General features: G+C 53.4%; 14 protein-coding genes and 1 pseudogene. 8 read left to right on the top strand and 7 right to left on the bottom strand.

Annotation, left to right across the window (positions count from 1 at the left end; translation table 11 throughout):
- The first annotated feature begins 228 nt into the window (after positions 1 to 228).
- The 4 genes from glnA to INF58_RS16980 all read left to right on the top strand — a co-directional run bounded on the left by glnA (position 229) and on the right by INF58_RS16980 (position 4,499).
- Positions 229 to 1,638, top strand: a complete 1,410-nt coding sequence (gene glnA / locus INF58_RS16995) for a glutamate--ammonia ligase (protein WP_003861925.1) — start codon at positions 229 to 231, stop codon at positions 1,636 to 1,638.
- Between the two features lie 167 nt (positions 1,639 to 1,805).
- Positions 1,806 to 2,855: a nitrogen regulation protein NR(II) gene (gene glnL / locus INF58_RS16990; RefSeq protein WP_003861923.1), complete on the top strand. Its 1,050-nt coding sequence runs from the start codon at positions 1,806 to 1,808 to the stop codon at positions 2,853 to 2,855.
- An 11-nt stretch (positions 2,856 to 2,866) separates the two neighbouring features.
- Positions 2,867 to 4,279, top strand: a complete 1,413-nt coding sequence (gene glnG / locus INF58_RS16985) for a nitrogen regulation protein NR(I) (RefSeq protein WP_063449670.1) — start codon at positions 2,867 to 2,869, stop codon at positions 4,277 to 4,279.
- Positions 4,280 to 4,388: 109 nt separating this feature from the next.
- Positions 4,389 to 4,499, top strand: coding sequence for a YshB family small membrane protein (locus INF58_RS16980; RefSeq protein ID WP_017382667.1), 111 nt, complete (start codon positions 4,389 to 4,391; stop codon positions 4,497 to 4,499).
- A 100-nt stretch (positions 4,500 to 4,599) separates the two neighbouring features.
- Here INF58_RS16980 and hemN read toward each other — a convergent pair whose 3' ends face one another.
- The 3 genes and pseudogenes from hemN to INF58_RS21110 form a co-directional block, all read right to left on the bottom strand.
- Entirely contained in the window at positions 4,600 to 5,973 is a 1,374-nt protein-coding gene (gene hemN / locus INF58_RS16975) for an oxygen-independent coproporphyrinogen III oxidase (protein ID WP_193528156.1), read from the bottom strand.
- A gap of 188 nt (positions 5,974 to 6,161) precedes the next feature.
- Positions 6,162 to 6,677, bottom strand: a complete 516-nt coding sequence (yihI, locus tag INF58_RS16970) for a Der GTPase-activating protein YihI (RefSeq protein WP_006808729.1) — start codon at positions 6,675 to 6,677, stop codon at positions 6,162 to 6,164.
- Between the two features lie 194 nt (positions 6,678 to 6,871).
- Positions 6,872 to 6,958: pseudogene (locus INF58_RS21110) on the bottom strand (hypothetical protein); the annotation flags it as partial.
- A gap of 299 nt (positions 6,959 to 7,257) precedes the next feature.
- Here INF58_RS21110 and yihA point away from each other — a divergent pair.
- The gene (yihA, locus tag INF58_RS16965) at positions 7,258 to 7,887 is read left to right on the top strand and encodes a ribosome biogenesis GTP-binding protein YihA/YsxC (protein ID WP_003861913.1); all 630 of its coding nucleotides are present in this window, start codon (positions 7,258 to 7,260) and stop codon (positions 7,885 to 7,887) included.
- 312 nt (positions 7,888 to 8,199) lie between these two features.
- Here the strand turns inward: yihA and polA are convergent, their stop codons facing one another.
- Entirely contained in the window at positions 8,200 to 10,992 is a 2,793-nt protein-coding gene (gene polA / locus INF58_RS16960) for a DNA polymerase I (RefSeq protein ID WP_193528155.1), read from the bottom strand.
- 439 nt (positions 10,993 to 11,431) lie between these two features.
- Here polA and INF58_RS16955 point away from each other — a divergent pair, with 439 nt between their 5' ends.
- Entirely contained in the window at positions 11,432 to 12,340 is a 909-nt protein-coding gene (locus INF58_RS16955) for an acyltransferase (protein WP_193528154.1), read from the top strand.
- 22 nt (positions 12,341 to 12,362) lie between these two features.
- On the opposite strand, the gene dsbA is transcribed toward INF58_RS16955, so the two are convergent.
- From dsbA to INF58_RS16940, 3 genes are all read right to left on the bottom strand, one after another.
- Positions 12,363 to 12,986: a thiol:disulfide interchange protein DsbA gene (gene dsbA, locus INF58_RS16950; RefSeq protein WP_063449666.1), complete on the bottom strand. Its 624-nt coding sequence runs from the start codon at positions 12,984 to 12,986 to the stop codon at positions 12,363 to 12,365.
- Between the two features lie 27 nt (positions 12,987 to 13,013).
- Complete coding sequence (locus INF58_RS16945; RefSeq protein WP_193528153.1) at positions 13,014 to 14,000, bottom strand: serine/threonine protein kinase; 987 nt, start codon at positions 13,998 to 14,000, stop codon at positions 13,014 to 13,016.
- Between the two features lie 75 nt (positions 14,001 to 14,075).
- Positions 14,076 to 14,345, bottom strand: coding sequence for a YihD family protein (locus INF58_RS16940; protein ID WP_003861904.1), 270 nt, complete (start codon positions 14,343 to 14,345; stop codon positions 14,076 to 14,078).
- 68 nt (positions 14,346 to 14,413) lie between these two features.
- On the opposite strand from INF58_RS16940, the gene mobA reads away from it, so the two are divergent.
- Positions 14,414 to 14,998, top strand: coding sequence for a molybdenum cofactor guanylyltransferase MobA (gene mobA / locus INF58_RS16935; protein WP_193528152.1), 585 nt, complete (start codon positions 14,414 to 14,416; stop codon positions 14,996 to 14,998).
- A complete protein-coding gene (gene mobB / locus INF58_RS16930) occupies positions 14,995 to 15,498 on the top strand; it encodes a molybdopterin-guanine dinucleotide biosynthesis protein MobB (protein ID WP_193528151.1) in 504 nt (167 codons plus the stop codon). Before mobA ends, mobB begins: the two co-directional genes overlap by 4 nt.
- The last annotated feature ends 151 nt before the right edge of the window (positions 15,499 to 15,649 follow it).

The raw sequence follows: 15,649 nt of genomic DNA, 5'->3' as shown, positions 1-15,649 counted from the left end.
AATTGCACCAATATGGTGCTCAATGTTCACATTGAAGCACTATAATGGTGCAACGAATCCAATGTGGTGCAGCCCTTCTGCACTATGGTGCGCATGATAACGCCTTTTGGGGGTGTTTTAAAAGTTGGCACAGATTTCGCTTTACAGAAATACAGTAAAAATATGGCAGCCCAGCCGATTTGAAGACCTCGTTACCACGACGACAATGACCAATCTGGAGAGTTAAGTATGTCCGCTGAACACGTTTTGACGATGCTGAACGAACATGAAGTGAAGTTTGTTGATCTGCGCTTCACCGATACCAAAGGTAAAGAACAGCACGTCACGATCCCTGCTCATCAGGTGAACGCCGAATTCTTTGAAGAAGGCAAAATGTTTGACGGCTCCTCCATTGGCGGCTGGAAAGGCATCAACGAATCCGACATGGTTCTGATGCCAGATGCAACCACTGCGCTCATTGACCCGTTCTACGAAGAACCTACGCTGATCATCCGCTGCGATATCCTGGAACCCGGCACGCTGCAAGGCTATGACCGTGACCCACGCTCCATCGCAAAACGCGCTGAAGAGTACCTGCGCTCTACCGGCATCGCAGACACCGTTCTGTTCGGGCCAGAGCCAGAGTTCTTCCTGTTCGACGACATCCGTTTCGGTGCTTCCATTTCTGGCTCCCACGTGGCTATCGATGACATCGAAGGCGCATGGAACTCTTCCACCAAATACGAAGGCGGTAACAAAGGTCACCGTCCTGGCGTGAAAGGCGGTTACTTCCCGGTTCCTCCGGTCGATTCTTCACAGGACATCCGTTCTACCATGTGTCTGATCATGGAAGAGATGGGCCTGGTTGTTGAAGCGCACCACCACGAAGTGGCGACGGCTGGCCAGAACGAAATCGCTACCCGCTTCAACACCATGACCAAAAAAGCGGATGAGATTCAGATCTACAAATACGTTGTGCACAACGTTGCGCACCGTTTCGGTAAAACCGCGACCTTCATGCCAAAACCAATGTTCGGCGACAACGGTTCCGGTATGCACTGCCACATGTCCCTGTCCAAGAACGGCACCAACCTGTTCTCTGGCGACAAGTACGCGGGTCTGTCTGAGCAGGCGCTCCACTACATCGGCGGTGTTATCAAGCACGCTAAAGCGATCAACGCCCTGGCGAACCCGACCACCAACTCCTACAAGCGTCTGGTCCCAGGCTACGAAGCACCGGTGATGCTGGCTTACTCTGCCCGTAACCGTTCTGCGTCTATTCGTATCCCGGTGGTGGCGTCTCCGAAAGCGCGTCGTATCGAAGTGCGCTTCCCGGACCCTGCGGCTAACCCATACCTGTGCTTCGCAGCACTGCTGATGGCCGGTCTGGACGGTATCAAGAACAAGATCCACCCAGGCGAAGCAATGGACAAAAACCTGTACGACCTGCCGCCAGAAGAAGCGAAAGAGATCCCACAGGTTGCCGGCTCTCTGGAAGAAGCCCTGCAAGCGCTGGACGCAGACCGCGAGTTCCTGACCGCTGGCGGCGTGTTCACCGATGAAGCGATCGACGCTTACATCGCGCTGCGTACCGAAGAAAACGACCGCGTTCGCATGACGCCGCACCCGGTTGAGTTCGAGCTGTACTACAGCGTTTAATTGATTTGTTTTGCCCGGCGCTTTCGCGTCGGGAGTAGTTGCCGTGGAAACTTTAGCCCATCTTCGGATGGGCTTTTTTCTCCACCAACAACCTGATCTCACGCGCTTTTTACCTTTAAAACGCTATACTGCACTAAAATAGTGCAACTACTCCAGGAGACTGCTGAATGGCAACTGGCACGCTGCCCGATGCTGGGCAGATCCTCAATTCTTTGATTAACAGTATTTTGCTGGTCGACGACGAGCTGGCGGTGCATTACGCCAACCCGGCGGCGCAGCAGTTGCTCGCCCAAAGCGCCCGTAAGCTGTTTGGCACGCCATTGCCGGAACTGCTGAGCTATTTCTCGCTGAATATTGGCCTGATGCAGGAGAGTTTGCAGGCGGGCCAGGGCTTCACCGATAACGAAGTGACGCTGGTGATTGACGGACGCTCGCATATTTTGTCCCTCACCGCCCAACGCCTGCCGGATGGCATGATTCTGCTGGAAATGGCGCCGATGGATAACCAGCGTCGTCTCAGCCAGGAACAGCTTCAGCATGCGCAGCAGATTGCGGCGCGCGACCTGGTGCGCGGGCTGGCTCATGAGATAAAAAACCCGCTGGGCGGCTTACGCGGTGCGGCACAGCTCCTGACCAAAGCGCTGCCAGACCCTGCCCTGGCGGAGTATACCAACGTCATTATTGAGCAGGCGGACCGTCTGCGTAATCTGGTCGATCGTCTGCTCGGGCCACAGCAGCCGGGGATGCACGTTTCAGAAAGCATTCACAAAGTTGCGGAGCGAGTGGTGAAACTCGTCTCTATGGAGCTGCCGGATAACGTCACGCTGGTGCGTGATTACGACCCAAGCCTGCCGGAGCTGGCACACGATCCGGACCAGATTGAACAGGTGCTGTTGAACATTGTGCGTAACGCGTTACAGGCGCTGGGCCCGGAGGGTGGCGAAATTATTCTGCGTACCCGCACCGCGTTCCAGCTGACGCTGCACGGCGTGCGTTATCGTCTGGCGGCACGTATTGACGTGGAAGATAACGGGCCGGGGATCCCGCCGCATCTTCAGGACACCCTGTTCTACCCGATGGTCAGCGGTCGCGAAGGCGGCACCGGACTGGGGTTATCCATAGCCCGTAATTTGATTGACCAACACTCCGGCAAAATTGAATTTACCAGTTGGCCGGGACATACCGAGTTTTCGGTTTTCCTGCCGATTAAAAAATAAAGGTGACGTTTATGCAACGAGGGATAGTCTGGGTAGTCGATGACGATAGCTCCATCCGTTGGGTGCTTGAACGCGCGCTCACGGGAGCGGGATTAAGCTGCACGACGTTTGAGAGCGGCAGCGAGGTGCTCGATGCGCTTACCACCAAAACGCCGGACGTGCTGCTCTCGGATATTCGCATGCCGGGAATGGACGGACTGGCGCTCTTAAAGCAGATCAAACAGCGCCACCCTATGCTTCCGGTCATCATAATGACCGCCCACTCCGACCTGGATGCCGCCGTCAGCGCATACCAGCAGGGGGCGTTTGATTACCTGCCAAAACCGTTTGATATCGACGAAGCCGTTGCTCTGGTCGAACGCGCCATCAGCCACTATCAGGAGCAACAGCAGCCCCGCCACGCGCCGGATTTCGGGCCTACGACGGACATCATCGGTGAAGCGCCGGCCATGCAGGACGTGTTTCGCATCATCGGGCGTTTGTCCCGGTCGTCCATCAGCGTATTGATTAACGGTGAATCGGGCACCGGTAAAGAGCTGGTCGCGCATGCCCTGCATCGCCACAGCCCGCGGGCGAAAGCACCCTTTATCGCCCTCAACATGGCAGCGATCCCCAAGGATTTGATTGAATCTGAACTGTTTGGCCACGAAAAAGGGGCGTTTACCGGCGCGAACACCATTCGTCAGGGACGCTTTGAACAGGCTGACGGTGGAACGCTTTTCCTGGATGAAATCGGCGATATGCCGCTGGATGTACAGACCCGTCTGCTGCGCGTACTGGCAGATGGCCAGTTTTACCGCGTGGGCGGCTACGCGCCGGTGAAGGTGGACGTGCGTATTATCGCCGCGACGCACCAGAACCTGGAGCTGCGCGTGCAGGAGGGCAAGTTCCGTGAGGATTTATTCCATCGCCTGAACGTGATCCGCGTGCACCTGCCGCCGCTGCGCGAGCGTCGGGAAGATATCCCGCGCCTGGCGCGTCATTTCCTGCAAGTGGCGGCCCGCGAGCTGGGCGTGGAAGCCAAGCAGCTTCACCCCGAAACGGATGCCGCTCTTACCCGTCTGGCATGGCCGGGCAACGTGCGTCAGCTGGAAAACACCTGCCGCTGGCTGACCGTGATGGCCGCCGGACAGGAGGTGTTGATTCAGGATCTCCCTGCCGAACTGTTTGAAGCCACCGTGCCCGAAAGCAGCACTGGACATGCGCTGCCGGACAGCTGGGCGACGCTGCTGGCGCAGTGGGCCGATCGCGCGCTGCGTTCCGGTCATCAAAATCTGCTTTCCGAAGCGCAGCCTGAGATGGAGCGCACGCTGTTGACTACCGCGCTTCGTCATACTCAGGGCCACAAACAGGAAGCGGCTCGCCTGCTGGGATGGGGTCGAAACACCCTGACGCGCAAGCTGAAAGAGCTGGGAATGGAGTGATCTCTACCGCAGTGTAAAGATGATTAATTGAGCGCAAATTGCCGTTATTTTGCGCTTTACTGTTCCGATGAGTTTTGTATGATCGTGCCCGAAAATTGGGGGGAGCATCATGCTGGAATCATTAGTGACTTTGCTTTCGAGCGGAGCAGCGGAAAGCCACACGCCACAAACTGCCGTTGCGGCGGTGCTGTGTGCGGCGCTGGTTGGGCTGTTTAGCTAGCGAGCTGCTGAGGAAAAGCCGGGTGGCGGCTTTGCCTTACCCGGCCTACATAAGTGCGAGATGTAGGCCGGGTAAGCGAAGCGCCACCCGGCATTGCAGCTCAAATCACCCGCGAGAACTGCTGCATACGCGCTTTCTGGCGCAGATAGGCGTCGAAGCACATGCAGATATTACGAATCAACAGACGCCCTTTCGGCGTGACCTCAATCGCGCTCTCCGACACATCCACCAGCCCGTCTTTCGCCAGCGGCGCCAGAAGCTTCAGGTCTTCGGCAAAGTAATCGCTGAAGTGCAAATCCCATTGCGACGCCACCTCGCTGAAATCGAGGCGGAAGTTGCAGATCAGCGCCTTAATCACATCACGACGGATGCAGTCGTCGCGCGTTAACGCGATGCCGCGCCACAGCGCGTTGCCGGTTTCGTCTACCTGCTGATAGTACAGCTTCAGCTCTTTCTGGTTCTGGGCGTAGCAGTCGCCAATCATGCTAATGGCGGAGACGCCCATTCCAAGCAGATCGGTATCGCCCTGAGTGGTGTATCCCTGGAAGTTACGGTGGAGAACACCTTCGCGCTGGGCAATCGCCAGCTCGTCGTCCGGACGGGCAAAGTGATCCATACCGATAAACTGATAGCCGGTTTCGGTCAGCGAGGCGATGGTCTCCTGCAAAATGTCCAGCTTCTGCTGGGCGGAAGGCAGATCCGCATCTTTGATTTTGCGCTGAGCGGCGAACAGCGTCGGCAGGTGCGCATAGTTAAAGACGCTCAGGCGGTCCGGGTTGAGCTCAGCCACGCGTTTAAGCGTGAAGGCAAAGCTTTCCGGCGTCTGCTTCGGCAGGCCGTATATCAGGTCGATGTTCGTTGAGGTAAAGCCGATTTCACGCGCATGGTTGAGTAAGGCAAAGATAAACGCTTCGTCCTGCTCGCGGTTGACCAGGCGCTGTACTTCTTTGTTGAAGTCCTGCACGCCCATGCTCAGGCGGTTGAAGCCCTCGGCGCGTAAATGATCGAGCACATCCAGCTCGATTTCACGCGGATCGACCTCGATCGAGATTTCAGCGTCGTTGATGAAGCTGAAGTTCTTGCGCAGCAGCGTCATCAAGCGGCTAATTTGCGCTTTATTCAGGTAGGTTGGCGTACCGCCGCCCCAGTGAAGCTGGCTGACGTGGCGCCCGGAAAACAGCGGTGCGCGGTGCAGGATTTCCTGCTCTAGCGCATCGAGGTATTGGTCAGCTTTGTGCTGCTGGCGGGTAACGATTTTATTGCAGCCGCAGAAGTAGCAGAGCTTGTGGCAGAACGGAATATGGACGTAGAGCGACAGCGGGCGCTCGGGGTAGCGCGCGACAGCCTGCTGAAAATCCGCCTCGCCGAAAGCGTCAGAGAACTCCAGCGCGGTGGGGTATGAAGTATAACGCGGCCCGGAATAGTTATATTTCTGGATCAGGGCCAAATCCCAGTCGATAGATGGTACAGACATGCTCACTCCTTCCGTTGGTGTCGCGTTCGTATACGGCGGCCCGTTCTGGTCCCGTTGCGGGCCATCATTCGGGTGCGCAGCCACTTCTGTCGCCGCGACAACCGCCGTAGTTTAACGAATAACCACACCAGATAACATATAACCGGAAGGGTTATAAGCAGGACGAGTGTACCTGCCGGGTGCAAATGTTAGTTTCCACCTTTAAGCAGACGCATCATATCTTCCTGCTTTTCGTCTTCCTCTTCGTCTTCTTCATCATCGTAGGACAGACCCAGCTTTTGCATCAGCTCATCAATGCGGTCCAGTTTGGCGTCCACCCAGGACTGCTCTTCGGCGGTCAGGGTTTCACCCTCTTCAAGACGTTCCAGCAGCGCGTCCAGGCGCTCATCGTTCTCCAGCATATCCAGCTCAGCCTGCGGTGAAAGCATAGGTTTCTCGCTCTTTGGTTTGTGCTGCTTAGTGACCGGCGTGTCTGTCACGCCCAGTGGAATGGGAGTTTTACTGCCGATACGAGGATCTTTCTGCTGTTTGCCTTTTGCAGAAGCGCCTGCGGCACCGCCACCGTTAGCACGGCTACCCGAAGCATGGCCACGGTGTTTTTTATCGCGTTTGCGATCGCGCGCTTCCTGATTCAGTTCTTCGCGCGTTTTGCGTCGTGCTTTTGCAGGGCGTTTCGCGCCCGCAGCGGAGGTCGGTTTTTTCATGATGTTTTATCTTTAAGTCGTTTTCTTCAGTATAGAATTGCGGCGAAATCTAGCAGAAAGCAAGAAAAGAAAAAAGGCGACAGAGCAATCTGTCGCCTTTTTTCCTGACTCACAACCCTTAACGGGTCAGACATTCCGTGTTTGCCTACAACAAACCCTGTTTATCCCTTAGCTACTACCGTCCGTGATACGGTTCCGTTTCCTGTTAAAAACGCCTCCAGGCGCCGGTCGTCCTGACAATCCTGAGTCTTCGCCTCCTGGCGCTCCTGACCCTTATCCTTAAGTCGTTATCCTGCTGGCATCCTCGCCTTGACGCACACTTTACCTTGTTCTCTTAAACTAACAAGCAACGAAAAGGTACTAAACCGGATTTTCAGATAATTACTCATTATTAACTCTTTGAATTTTAATATTTTGATTCTTTTAGCACCTGCGATTTCTCTGAAATTTCTCATACGCATAAAGGCAGATCTCTCACACGCCGCAGGGTCTTTACTTACAGCTCATTGACGATGGGAAAAGCCTTTTGCCCGCATTCAGGTATAATCCCCCGCAGATTACGATTTTTGGAGACGACCACGTGACTACCTGGAACTACCAACAGACGCATTTTGTCACCAGTGCGCCCGATATTCGCCACCTGCCCTCAGACACAGGGATTGAAGTGGCATTTGCTGGCCGCTCCAATGCGGGAAAATCCAGCGCCCTGAATACGCTGACCAATCAGAAAAACCTGGCGCGTACCTCAAAAACACCTGGCCGTACTCAGCTGATTAACCTGTTTGAAGTGGCTGAAGGCAAACGCCTGGTCGACTTACCGGGCTACGGTTACGCGCAGGTACCGGAAGAGATGAAGATCAAATGGCAGCGTGCGCTGGGTGAATACCTGGAAAAACGCATGTGTCTGAAAGGTCTGGTGGTGCTGATGGATATTCGACACCCGCTAAAAGATCTCGACCAGCAGATGATTGACTGGGCGGTGGCAAGCGATATTGCGGTGCTGGTGCTGCTGACAAAAGCGGATAAGCTGGCGAGCGGCGCGCGCAAGGCGCAGGTGAACAAGGTTCGTGAGGCGGTGCTGGCATTCAACGGTGATGTGCAGGTTGAACCTTTCTCCTCGCTGAAAAAGCAGGGCGTGGACAAACTGCGGCAGAAGCTCGACAGCTGGTTTAACGACCTGGAACCGGCGACAGAAGCGGAAGCAGAGTAACAACAGGCGCGGCGATGACCGCGTTTTTTTTCGCCCGAAACTTTCCTTGCCGCAATAAAAAACGCCCCAGTCATTACTGACTGGGGCGGCTAAAATATTCAGCCAAATCCGATTACGTGAAGTAAAAGGTCTGAAAGATAGAACATCTTACCTCTGTACCCTACATCGCTAACTCTACTCTTTTTTTATCGCTGGAAAAAGCACTTTTTGTAGTTTTTTTTCATTCTTTACATAGGGAATTCTAATGATCGTCACAAAATGCGCGTTCTTATGTTGCTTACTTACATAAAACGCGCGTTGTTCCGTGAACCTTTAGTGAGCCTGATCCCAGTTTTCGCCGCTGCCTACTTCCACCAGCAACGGAACGTCCAGCTTCATGCTGTTTTCCATCAGTTCATGGATTTTCTGTGAGACCGTATCCAGGTCGTCTTTATGAACTTCAAATACCAGTTCATCGTGTACCTGCATGATCATTTTTACGCGCGGTTTCTCTTTTTCCAGCCAGGCATCAACGGCGATCATCGCACGTTTAATGATGTCTGCGGCCGTGCCCTGCATCGGGGCGTTGATCGCAGCACGTTCAGCACCCGCGCGGCGCGCGGCGTTGCTGGATTTGATGTCCGGAAGGTAGAGACGACGACCGTCCAGCGTTTCAACGTAGCCTTTCTCTTTCGCCTGCGCGCGGGTGCGCTCCATATATTCCAGCACGCCCGGATACCGCTCGAAGTAGAGATCCATATACTTCTGCGACTCTTTACGCGGAATGTTGAGCTGACGTGACAGGCCAAAGGCGCTCATACCGTAAATCAGACCAAAGTTGATCGCTTTTGCGCTACGACGCTGTTCGTTCGTCACGCTCTCCAGCGGCAGCCCAAACACTTCGGCAGCGGTTGCCCGGTGGATGTCTTTCCCTTCGGCAAACGCCGTCAGCAGGCCTTTGTCACGCGACAGGTGCGCCATAATGCGCAGTTCGATTTGCGAGTAGTCTGCGGAAACAATCAGATAATCCTCTGGCGCAATGAATGCCTGGCGAATACGGCGGCCCTCTTCATTACGCACCGGAATGTTCTGGAGGTTAGGATCGGTTGATGAAAGGCGCCCGGTCGCCGCCACGGCCTGATGATAAGAGGTGTGTACGCGGCCCGTTTTCGGGTTGATCATCAGCGGCAGTTTGTCGGTATAGGTCGATTTCAGCTTCGCCAGACCACGGTATTGCAGAATAACTTTTGGCAGCGGATAGTCCAGCGCCAGCTCTTCCAGCACCTCTTCAGAGGTTGAAGGTGCGCCACCCGGGGTTTTCTTCAGCGGCTTGATACCCTGTTTTTCAAACAGGATGGTTTGCAGCTGTTTCGGGGACGACAGGTTGAACGCCTCGCCCGCCAGCTCATGCGCTTTCTGTTCCAGCTCGGTCAGTCGCTGCGCCAGCTCGCCAGAGTGGTTATGCAACACGGTTGGGTCGATTTTAACGCCGTTACGCTCAATGCGGGACAGCACCGGCACCAGCGGCATCTCAATGTTCTGGAACACATTCAGCGGCCCTTCGTGCTTCTGCAATTTTGGCCACATTTTAAGGTGCAGCTGTAGCGTGACATCAGCGTCTTCCGCAGCGTAGCGGCCAGCTTCTTCCAGCGCAATCTGGTTAAAGGTCAGCTGATTTTTACCCTTACCGGCAATTTCTTCAAAAGTGATGGTTTTGTGCTTCAGCCAACGGTCAGATAAGGAGTCCATATCGTGGCGGCCCGCCACGCTGTCCAGAATGTAGGATTCCAGCATGGTGTCAAAAGCGATACCACGCAGCTCAATGCCGTAGTTTTGCAGAATACCGCGGTCGTACTTCAGGTTTTGCCCCACCTTCAGCGCGTTCTCGTCTTCCAGAATCGGCTTCAGCAGTTCTAAGGCACGCTCGCGGGAGATTTGCTCCGGCGCATCCAGATAGTCATGCGCTACCGGAACATAGGCTGCAATACCCGGCTCCGTTGCGAAGGACAGGCCCACCATATTGGCAGAAATATTATCGAGGCTGTCCGTTTCGGTATCGAAAGCAAACACGGGTGCTTTTTTCAGCTTTTCAATCCAGGCGACGAGCTGTGATTCCTCAAGGAGGGTTTCATAGTTGTCGAAGGAGAGCGCTGCCGCCTCTTCTTCTTCCTGCTCTTCAGCATCAACGACGAGGGTCTCTTTCGGCTTCGCCGCAGGTTTTGCCCCTTTCGCCTGAAGCCATTTCCCGGCTTCGACATCCGTGGTCCAGCGTTTAAATTCGTATTTCCTGAACAGGCCAAGCAGTTCGTCTGTCGCGGGTTCCTGCACTTCAAGCTGCTCGCAGGTAAGCTCCAGCTCTACGTCGGTTTTGATGGTGGCCAGCTGATAAGAGAGATAAGCCACCTCTTTGTTATCGGCGAGCTTTCCGGCCATGGTTTTTGCGCCACGGAAGGTAAGCCCGGCAATTTTGTCGGACTCTGCGTACAGCGTATCCAGCCCACCCAGCCCTTGCAGCAGTGCCTGAGCCGTTTTTTCTCCCACGCCCGGCACGCCAGGAATGTTATCTGAGGAATCCCCCATCAGGGCGAGGAAATCAATAATGAGTTCTGGCGGCACGCCATATTTGGCGACAACTTCTTCCGGGCCAAGAATGGTATTGGTCATAGTGTTGATCAGCGTGATCCCCGGCGTTACCAACTGCGCCATATCTTTATCACCGGTGCTGATCAGGACCGGGCGGCCGGCTTTTTCCGCTTCGCGCGCCAGAGTACCTATTACGTCATCAGCTTCAACACCTGAGACCGCCAGTAATGGCAGCCCCATCGCTTTCACCATAGCGTGCAGCGGTTCAATCTGCGCACGCAGATCGTCAGGCATGGGAGGACGGTGAGATTTGTAATGCTCAAATAATTCATCGCGGAAGGTTTTACCCTTCGCATCAAACACCACGGCCGCATGCGTTGGGTGATATTGCAGAATGAGGCTGCGCAGCATATTCAGCACGCCGTACATTGCGCCGGTAGGTTCCCCTGCGCTGTTGGTCAGAGGAGGAAACGCATGATACGCCCGATACAGGTAAGAAGAGCCATCGACGAGTATAAGTGGGTTTTCTGGGATCTGAACCATAATGTCCGTGCCTGTTATGAATTTATGGGTAAAGGATGCCACAGAAGGATGAAAACATCAGGTTTTAGCGCTTTATACACAAAAAGATTTTGCGATCGTGAAGATCGCTCGCAAAATCAAACTGTGGATAAGTTTGTGCATATTTTTAATACAGGTGAATAACAGTTCAATAAAACTGATGAGGTAAACTTATTTATTTAATAAAAACAATTGGTTGAATTGAGATCGCTTAAGATCCCTTCCCACTGGTGGTTATTTAGTCTATGTGGATATAAGCCTTAAGCAACGTGTCTATATAGAGAATTTTGCTGCATAGCAGGAAAAGCAACAGCCTCTTCGTGTGAAAGCGCCCTGGTCTGGGCGTATTTCTGATAAGATCGGCGCCCAGCACCGGATAGCCGGCTGCTCAATTACAGCTAACTATCTGAAAATATTCATTATGTCGAGACTACTCGCTGCGATAACATTATTGCTAAGCGTCATTTTAACTATTCTGGTTACCATCGCCTGTTCTGTGCCAATCATCGTTGCCGGAATCATTAAGCTCCTGCTGCCCGTCCCTCCGGTATGGCGCGCAGTGTCTGCTTTTTGTAATTTTATGATGTACTGCTGGTGTGAAGGGCTGGCGATCCTGTTGTATCTGAACCCCTGGCTGAAGTGGGATGTTCAGGGCCTGGAGAAGCTGAACAAAAAGCACTGGTATCTGCTGATCTGCAATCACCACAGCTGGGCCGATATCGTTGTATTGTGTGTGCTGTTTCGCAAACACATTCCGATGAATAAGTACTTCCTGAAGCAGCAGCTGGCCTGGGTGCCCTTCATTGGTTTGGCCTGCTGGGCGCTGGATATGCCGTTTATGAAACGCTATTCACGCAGCTATTTAATTCGTCATCCGGAACGCCGCGGTAAGGATGTGGAAACCACACGCCGTTCTTGCGAGAAGTTTCGCGCGCATCCCACCACCATCGTTAACTTCGTCGAAGGGTCACGCTTTACCGAAGAGAAGCGACAGCAGACGCGCTCTCCCTATCAGAATCTATTGCCGCCAAAGGCCGCGGGTATCGCGATGGCGCTCAACGTGCTGGGTGAGCAGTTTGATAAGTTGCTGAACGTAACACTCTGCTATCCGGAAAACGACAGGACGCCGTTCTACGATATGCTCAGCGGCAGGCTGACACGTATCGTAGTCCGCGTTGATCTGGTGCCCGTAGATGCGGCGCTGCACGGTGATTACGTAAACGATAAGAACTTCAAACGTCGTTTCCAGCTTTGGCTTAATACACTCTGGAAAGATAAAGACGAACAGATAGCGAAGATGAAATCTTCATACAAAAACGCCGGTCAATGACCGGCGTTTTGCTTTATGTTTGTTACTTCTTCTCAACCAGGTGTTTCACGGTATCAGCGTATTGTTGTACGAAGATATCCATGCTGGTCGTGTCCATACCACGCATATTCACCTGGTATTTGCCGTTAACATACATCGCCGGCACGCCCTGCAACTGGAAGTCAGCGGCAGCTTTTTCCTGCTGTGCCACGAGAGATTTCACCACAAAGCTGTTCCAGGCTGCATCGTAGTCTTCACCTTTCACGCCGGCATCCACGAACACTTTACGGATATCTGCCGTGGTCTGTACGGTCTGGGTTTTCTGTACCGCTTCAAACATTGGCGCGGTGATCTTATCTTCCACACCCAGCGCGATCGCCACCGCCCACGCCTGCGTCAGGTCTTTACCCAATGGGCCAAGGAACTCAACGTGGTATTTCGTCATTTTGGTGCCTTCCGGCAGCTTTTTCTTCACGTTGTCAGAAACATGAAGCACCTGCTCAAACTCGTAGCAGTGCGGGCAGTAGAAGGAGAAGAACTCCAGCACCTGAGGCTCGCCAGCAACAGGCTTGTCCAGCGTAATGTACTGCTTGCCGTCGGTAAACTGCGCAGCAGTTGCGCTAAATGCCAGAATCATACCAGCCAGCGCCAGCCAAATTTTTTTCATGATTAACTCTCTCCTGAGTGTGTCCAATTAATACATCGGCGTTAATTGCAAAGGGGGTTCCTGAAGAACCTTAACCTGCTCGGTAAATGTGGATATCTGGCTGCGCCAGTAATCCTCCCCGGTAAGCCAGGGGAAATTTCGGGGAAAAGCCGGGTCTTCCCAACGCCTGATTAACCACGCGAGATAATAAACAAATCGCATCGCACGTAAAGGCTCTATCAAGGCAATTTCATCTGAATTAAAGGGGCTAAATTCTTCATAAGCTTCAATTATGGTCTCAAGCTGCATGCGCTGCTCGGCTTTATCACCGTTGAGCAGCATCCACAAATCCTGAACCGCAGGCCCCATACGTGCGTCATCGAGATCGACAAACAGGGGGCCATCACGCCAGAGAATATTCCCGGCGTGGCAATCACCGTGCAGGCGAAGAGCGGTAATATCATCCCGCCAGCAGGTATTTACCGCATCAATAAGCTTATCGGTCGCCGTAAGAAATTTATCCTTAAGCGCCTTCGGGATCAGCGCCGATGTTTCGAATACCTGTCGCGGCTCAATAAGGTATTCCTTAACACCAATCGTCGGACGGGCAACAAACGGTTTTTTGCGTCCCGTCTGATGAATGCGCCCCAGATAGCGGGCGACCCATTCCATCTGATCGATATTATCCGCCTCAAATTGTCTTCCGCCCAGGCTCGGAAATATCGCGTAGTAAAAGCCCTGATGGCTCAGCAGCGTTTGGTTATTGAATTTGATCGGTGCCGCGACGGGAACATCGTCAGCCAGCAGATCGTGGGCAAACTGATGCTCTTCCTGAATTTGTTCTGCGGACCAGCGCTGCGGACGGTAGAACTTTACGACAAAGCGCTGGCGCTCTTCGTCCTGGAATTGATAGACGCGGTTTTCGTAGCTGTTTAAAGGGGTTAACCCGGAATCCACCCGAATACCCTGCTCGAACAGTGCATCCACAATGGTATCCGGGTGTAAAGTCTGGAAAGTAAAAGCCTGGTCGTTCATCCGATCATCCGGAAATTATACGAATGATTCAGGATATCATCTTGTGGCGATTTCGGTGGCTCCGCTTACAAGCTTTTACTCTTTAATTACGCCTCGGGCGCGCAGTAATGCAGTTTTAAAATCCTCTTCATAATCTTTCTGAATGCCAGGGATTACAGCATCTTTAGCCGAGTCACGCATTTTGAGGTGGTAGATCAGGATGTCGTCAGAAAGGTCTGCCAGTTCACCATCAAAACCTGACTCTTTCGCCAGTTTCTGTAAAAATTGCATCAGATTCAGCTCTGGCTCTTTTTGCCAGGCCGGCTGGAGAAGCTCAATGACTTCATTAAGACGTTTACATTTCATGGTAGTGCTCCTTTCATTTAGAGAGACACGTTAGCAGGGTCAATCCCACAATAAAAGAGGCGATATTCGTGAATCAATGCCAGCAAATCATCGGGGTCGTTCTGGCCGGGGGCCGGGCAACGCGAATGGGCGGAAAAGATAAGGGTCTTCAGCTCCTGAACAATACCCCCTTGTGGCAGCATGTTGCTAATACGCTGGCAAATCAGGTGTCGTCGATGGCGATCAGCGCTAACCGGCATATCGATATTTATCAGCGCAGTGGATATCCGGTTTATCAAGATAACCTGGTGGACTACCCCGGCCCGCTGGCGGGAATGCTTTCCGTTATGCAGCAGTCACACGGAGAGTGGTTTCTCTTTTGTTCATGTGATACGCCCTTCATCCCGTCCTGTCTGGCTGAACGTCTGGCGGAGCGGCGCGATGGTGCTCCCGTCGTCTGGGTGCACGACGGTGAACGCGACCATCCAACGATCGCATTGATTCACCGCGCGTTAATCCCCGCGCTGGACGCTTATCTGGCTTCAGGAGAACGACGCGTAATGGTATTTATGCGCCAGTCAGGGGGGCACGCCGTTGATTTTAGCGACATGAAATCGGCGTTTGTGAATGTAAACACGACGGAAGATTTGCAGATGATGCAGGAGAAGAAATGATACCCGTTTTAGCGATCTCTGCCTGGAGCGGCACCGGGAAAACTACGCTGCTAAAAAAACTGATACCTGCACTTTGCGCTAAAGGCATTCGTCCCGGACTGATTAAGCACACGCACCATAACATGGACGTCGATAAGCCGGGGAAAGATAGCTATGAGCTGCGTAAGGCTGGCGCTGCGCAAACGATGGTGGCGAGTAACCAGCGCTGGGCGTTAATGACAGAAACCCCGGATGAAGCCCCGCTGGATCTCGCTTATCTTGTCAGCCGGATGGATCACTCCACGCTGGATCTGGTGCTGGTTGAGGGGTTCAAGCATGAGGCTGTTGCGAAGATCCTGCTGTTCAGAAGCGATGCGGGGCATAACGTAAGTGCGTTAACGCTGGATGAGCATGTTATTGCCGTAGCCAGTGACGTTGCGTTGTCGCTGGACGTACCGGTTCTGGATTTGAATAACGTGGATGTGATTGCAGAGTTTATTGTGGAGTGGTGTGCAGTCTGAGATCTGCCAGGTGACGGCTTCGCCTTACCAGGCCTACTTTTTTTCGACGTATAAACGCAAAAAGGCCATCCTTGCGGATGGCCTCTTCACTTGTTTGATGCCTGGCAGTTCCCTACTCTCACATGGGGAGACCCCACACTACCATCGGCGC

It is taken from the genome of Enterobacter cloacae complex sp. P24RS, assembly GCF_014982165.1.
Lineage (GTDB): Bacteria > Pseudomonadota > Gammaproteobacteria > Enterobacterales > Enterobacteriaceae > Enterobacter > Enterobacter quasihormaechei.
The sequence above is the reverse complement of the archived record's forward strand: the minus strand, read 5'-3'. Positions and strand labels throughout refer to the sequence as shown.

Excerpts from the sequence above, each read along its gene's own strand:
- dsbA (WP_063449666.1), bottom strand. The coding sequence starts at position 12,986 with ATGAAAAAAATTTGGCTGGCGCTGGCTGGTATGATTCTGGCATTTAGC.
- hemN (WP_193528156.1), bottom strand. The coding sequence starts at position 5,973 with ATGTCTGTACCATCTATCGACTGGGATTTGGCCCTGATCCAGAAATAT.
- glnG (WP_063449670.1), top strand. The coding sequence starts at position 2,867 with ATGCAACGAGGGATAGTCTGGGTAGTCGATGACGATAGCTCCATCCGT.
- glnA (WP_003861925.1), top strand. The coding sequence starts at position 229 with ATGTCCGCTGAACACGTTTTGACGATGCTGAACGAACATGAAGTGAAG.
- INF58_RS16955 (WP_193528154.1), top strand. The coding sequence starts at position 11,432 with ATGTCGAGACTACTCGCTGCGATAACATTATTGCTAAGCGTCATTTTA.
- INF58_RS16980 (WP_017382667.1), top strand. The coding sequence starts at position 4,389 with ATGCTGGAATCATTAGTGACTTTGCTTTCGAGCGGAGCAGCGGAAAGC.
- yihI (WP_006808729.1), bottom strand. The coding sequence starts at position 6,677 with ATGAAAAAACCGACCTCCGCTGCGGGCGCGAAACGCCCTGCAAAAGCA.
- INF58_RS16945 (WP_193528153.1), bottom strand. The coding sequence starts at position 14,000 with ATGAACGACCAGGCTTTTACTTTCCAGACTTTACACCCGGATACCATT.
- glnL (WP_003861923.1), top strand. The coding sequence starts at position 1,806 with ATGGCAACTGGCACGCTGCCCGATGCTGGGCAGATCCTCAATTCTTTG.
- INF58_RS16940 (WP_003861904.1), bottom strand. The coding sequence starts at position 14,345 with ATGAAATGTAAACGTCTTAATGAAGTCATTGAGCTTCTCCAGCCGGCC.
- mobB (WP_193528151.1), top strand. The coding sequence starts at position 14,995 with ATGATACCCGTTTTAGCGATCTCTGCCTGGAGCGGCACCGGGAAAACT.
- polA (WP_193528155.1), bottom strand. The coding sequence starts at position 10,992 with ATGGTTCAGATCCCAGAAAACCCACTTATACTCGTCGATGGCTCTTCT.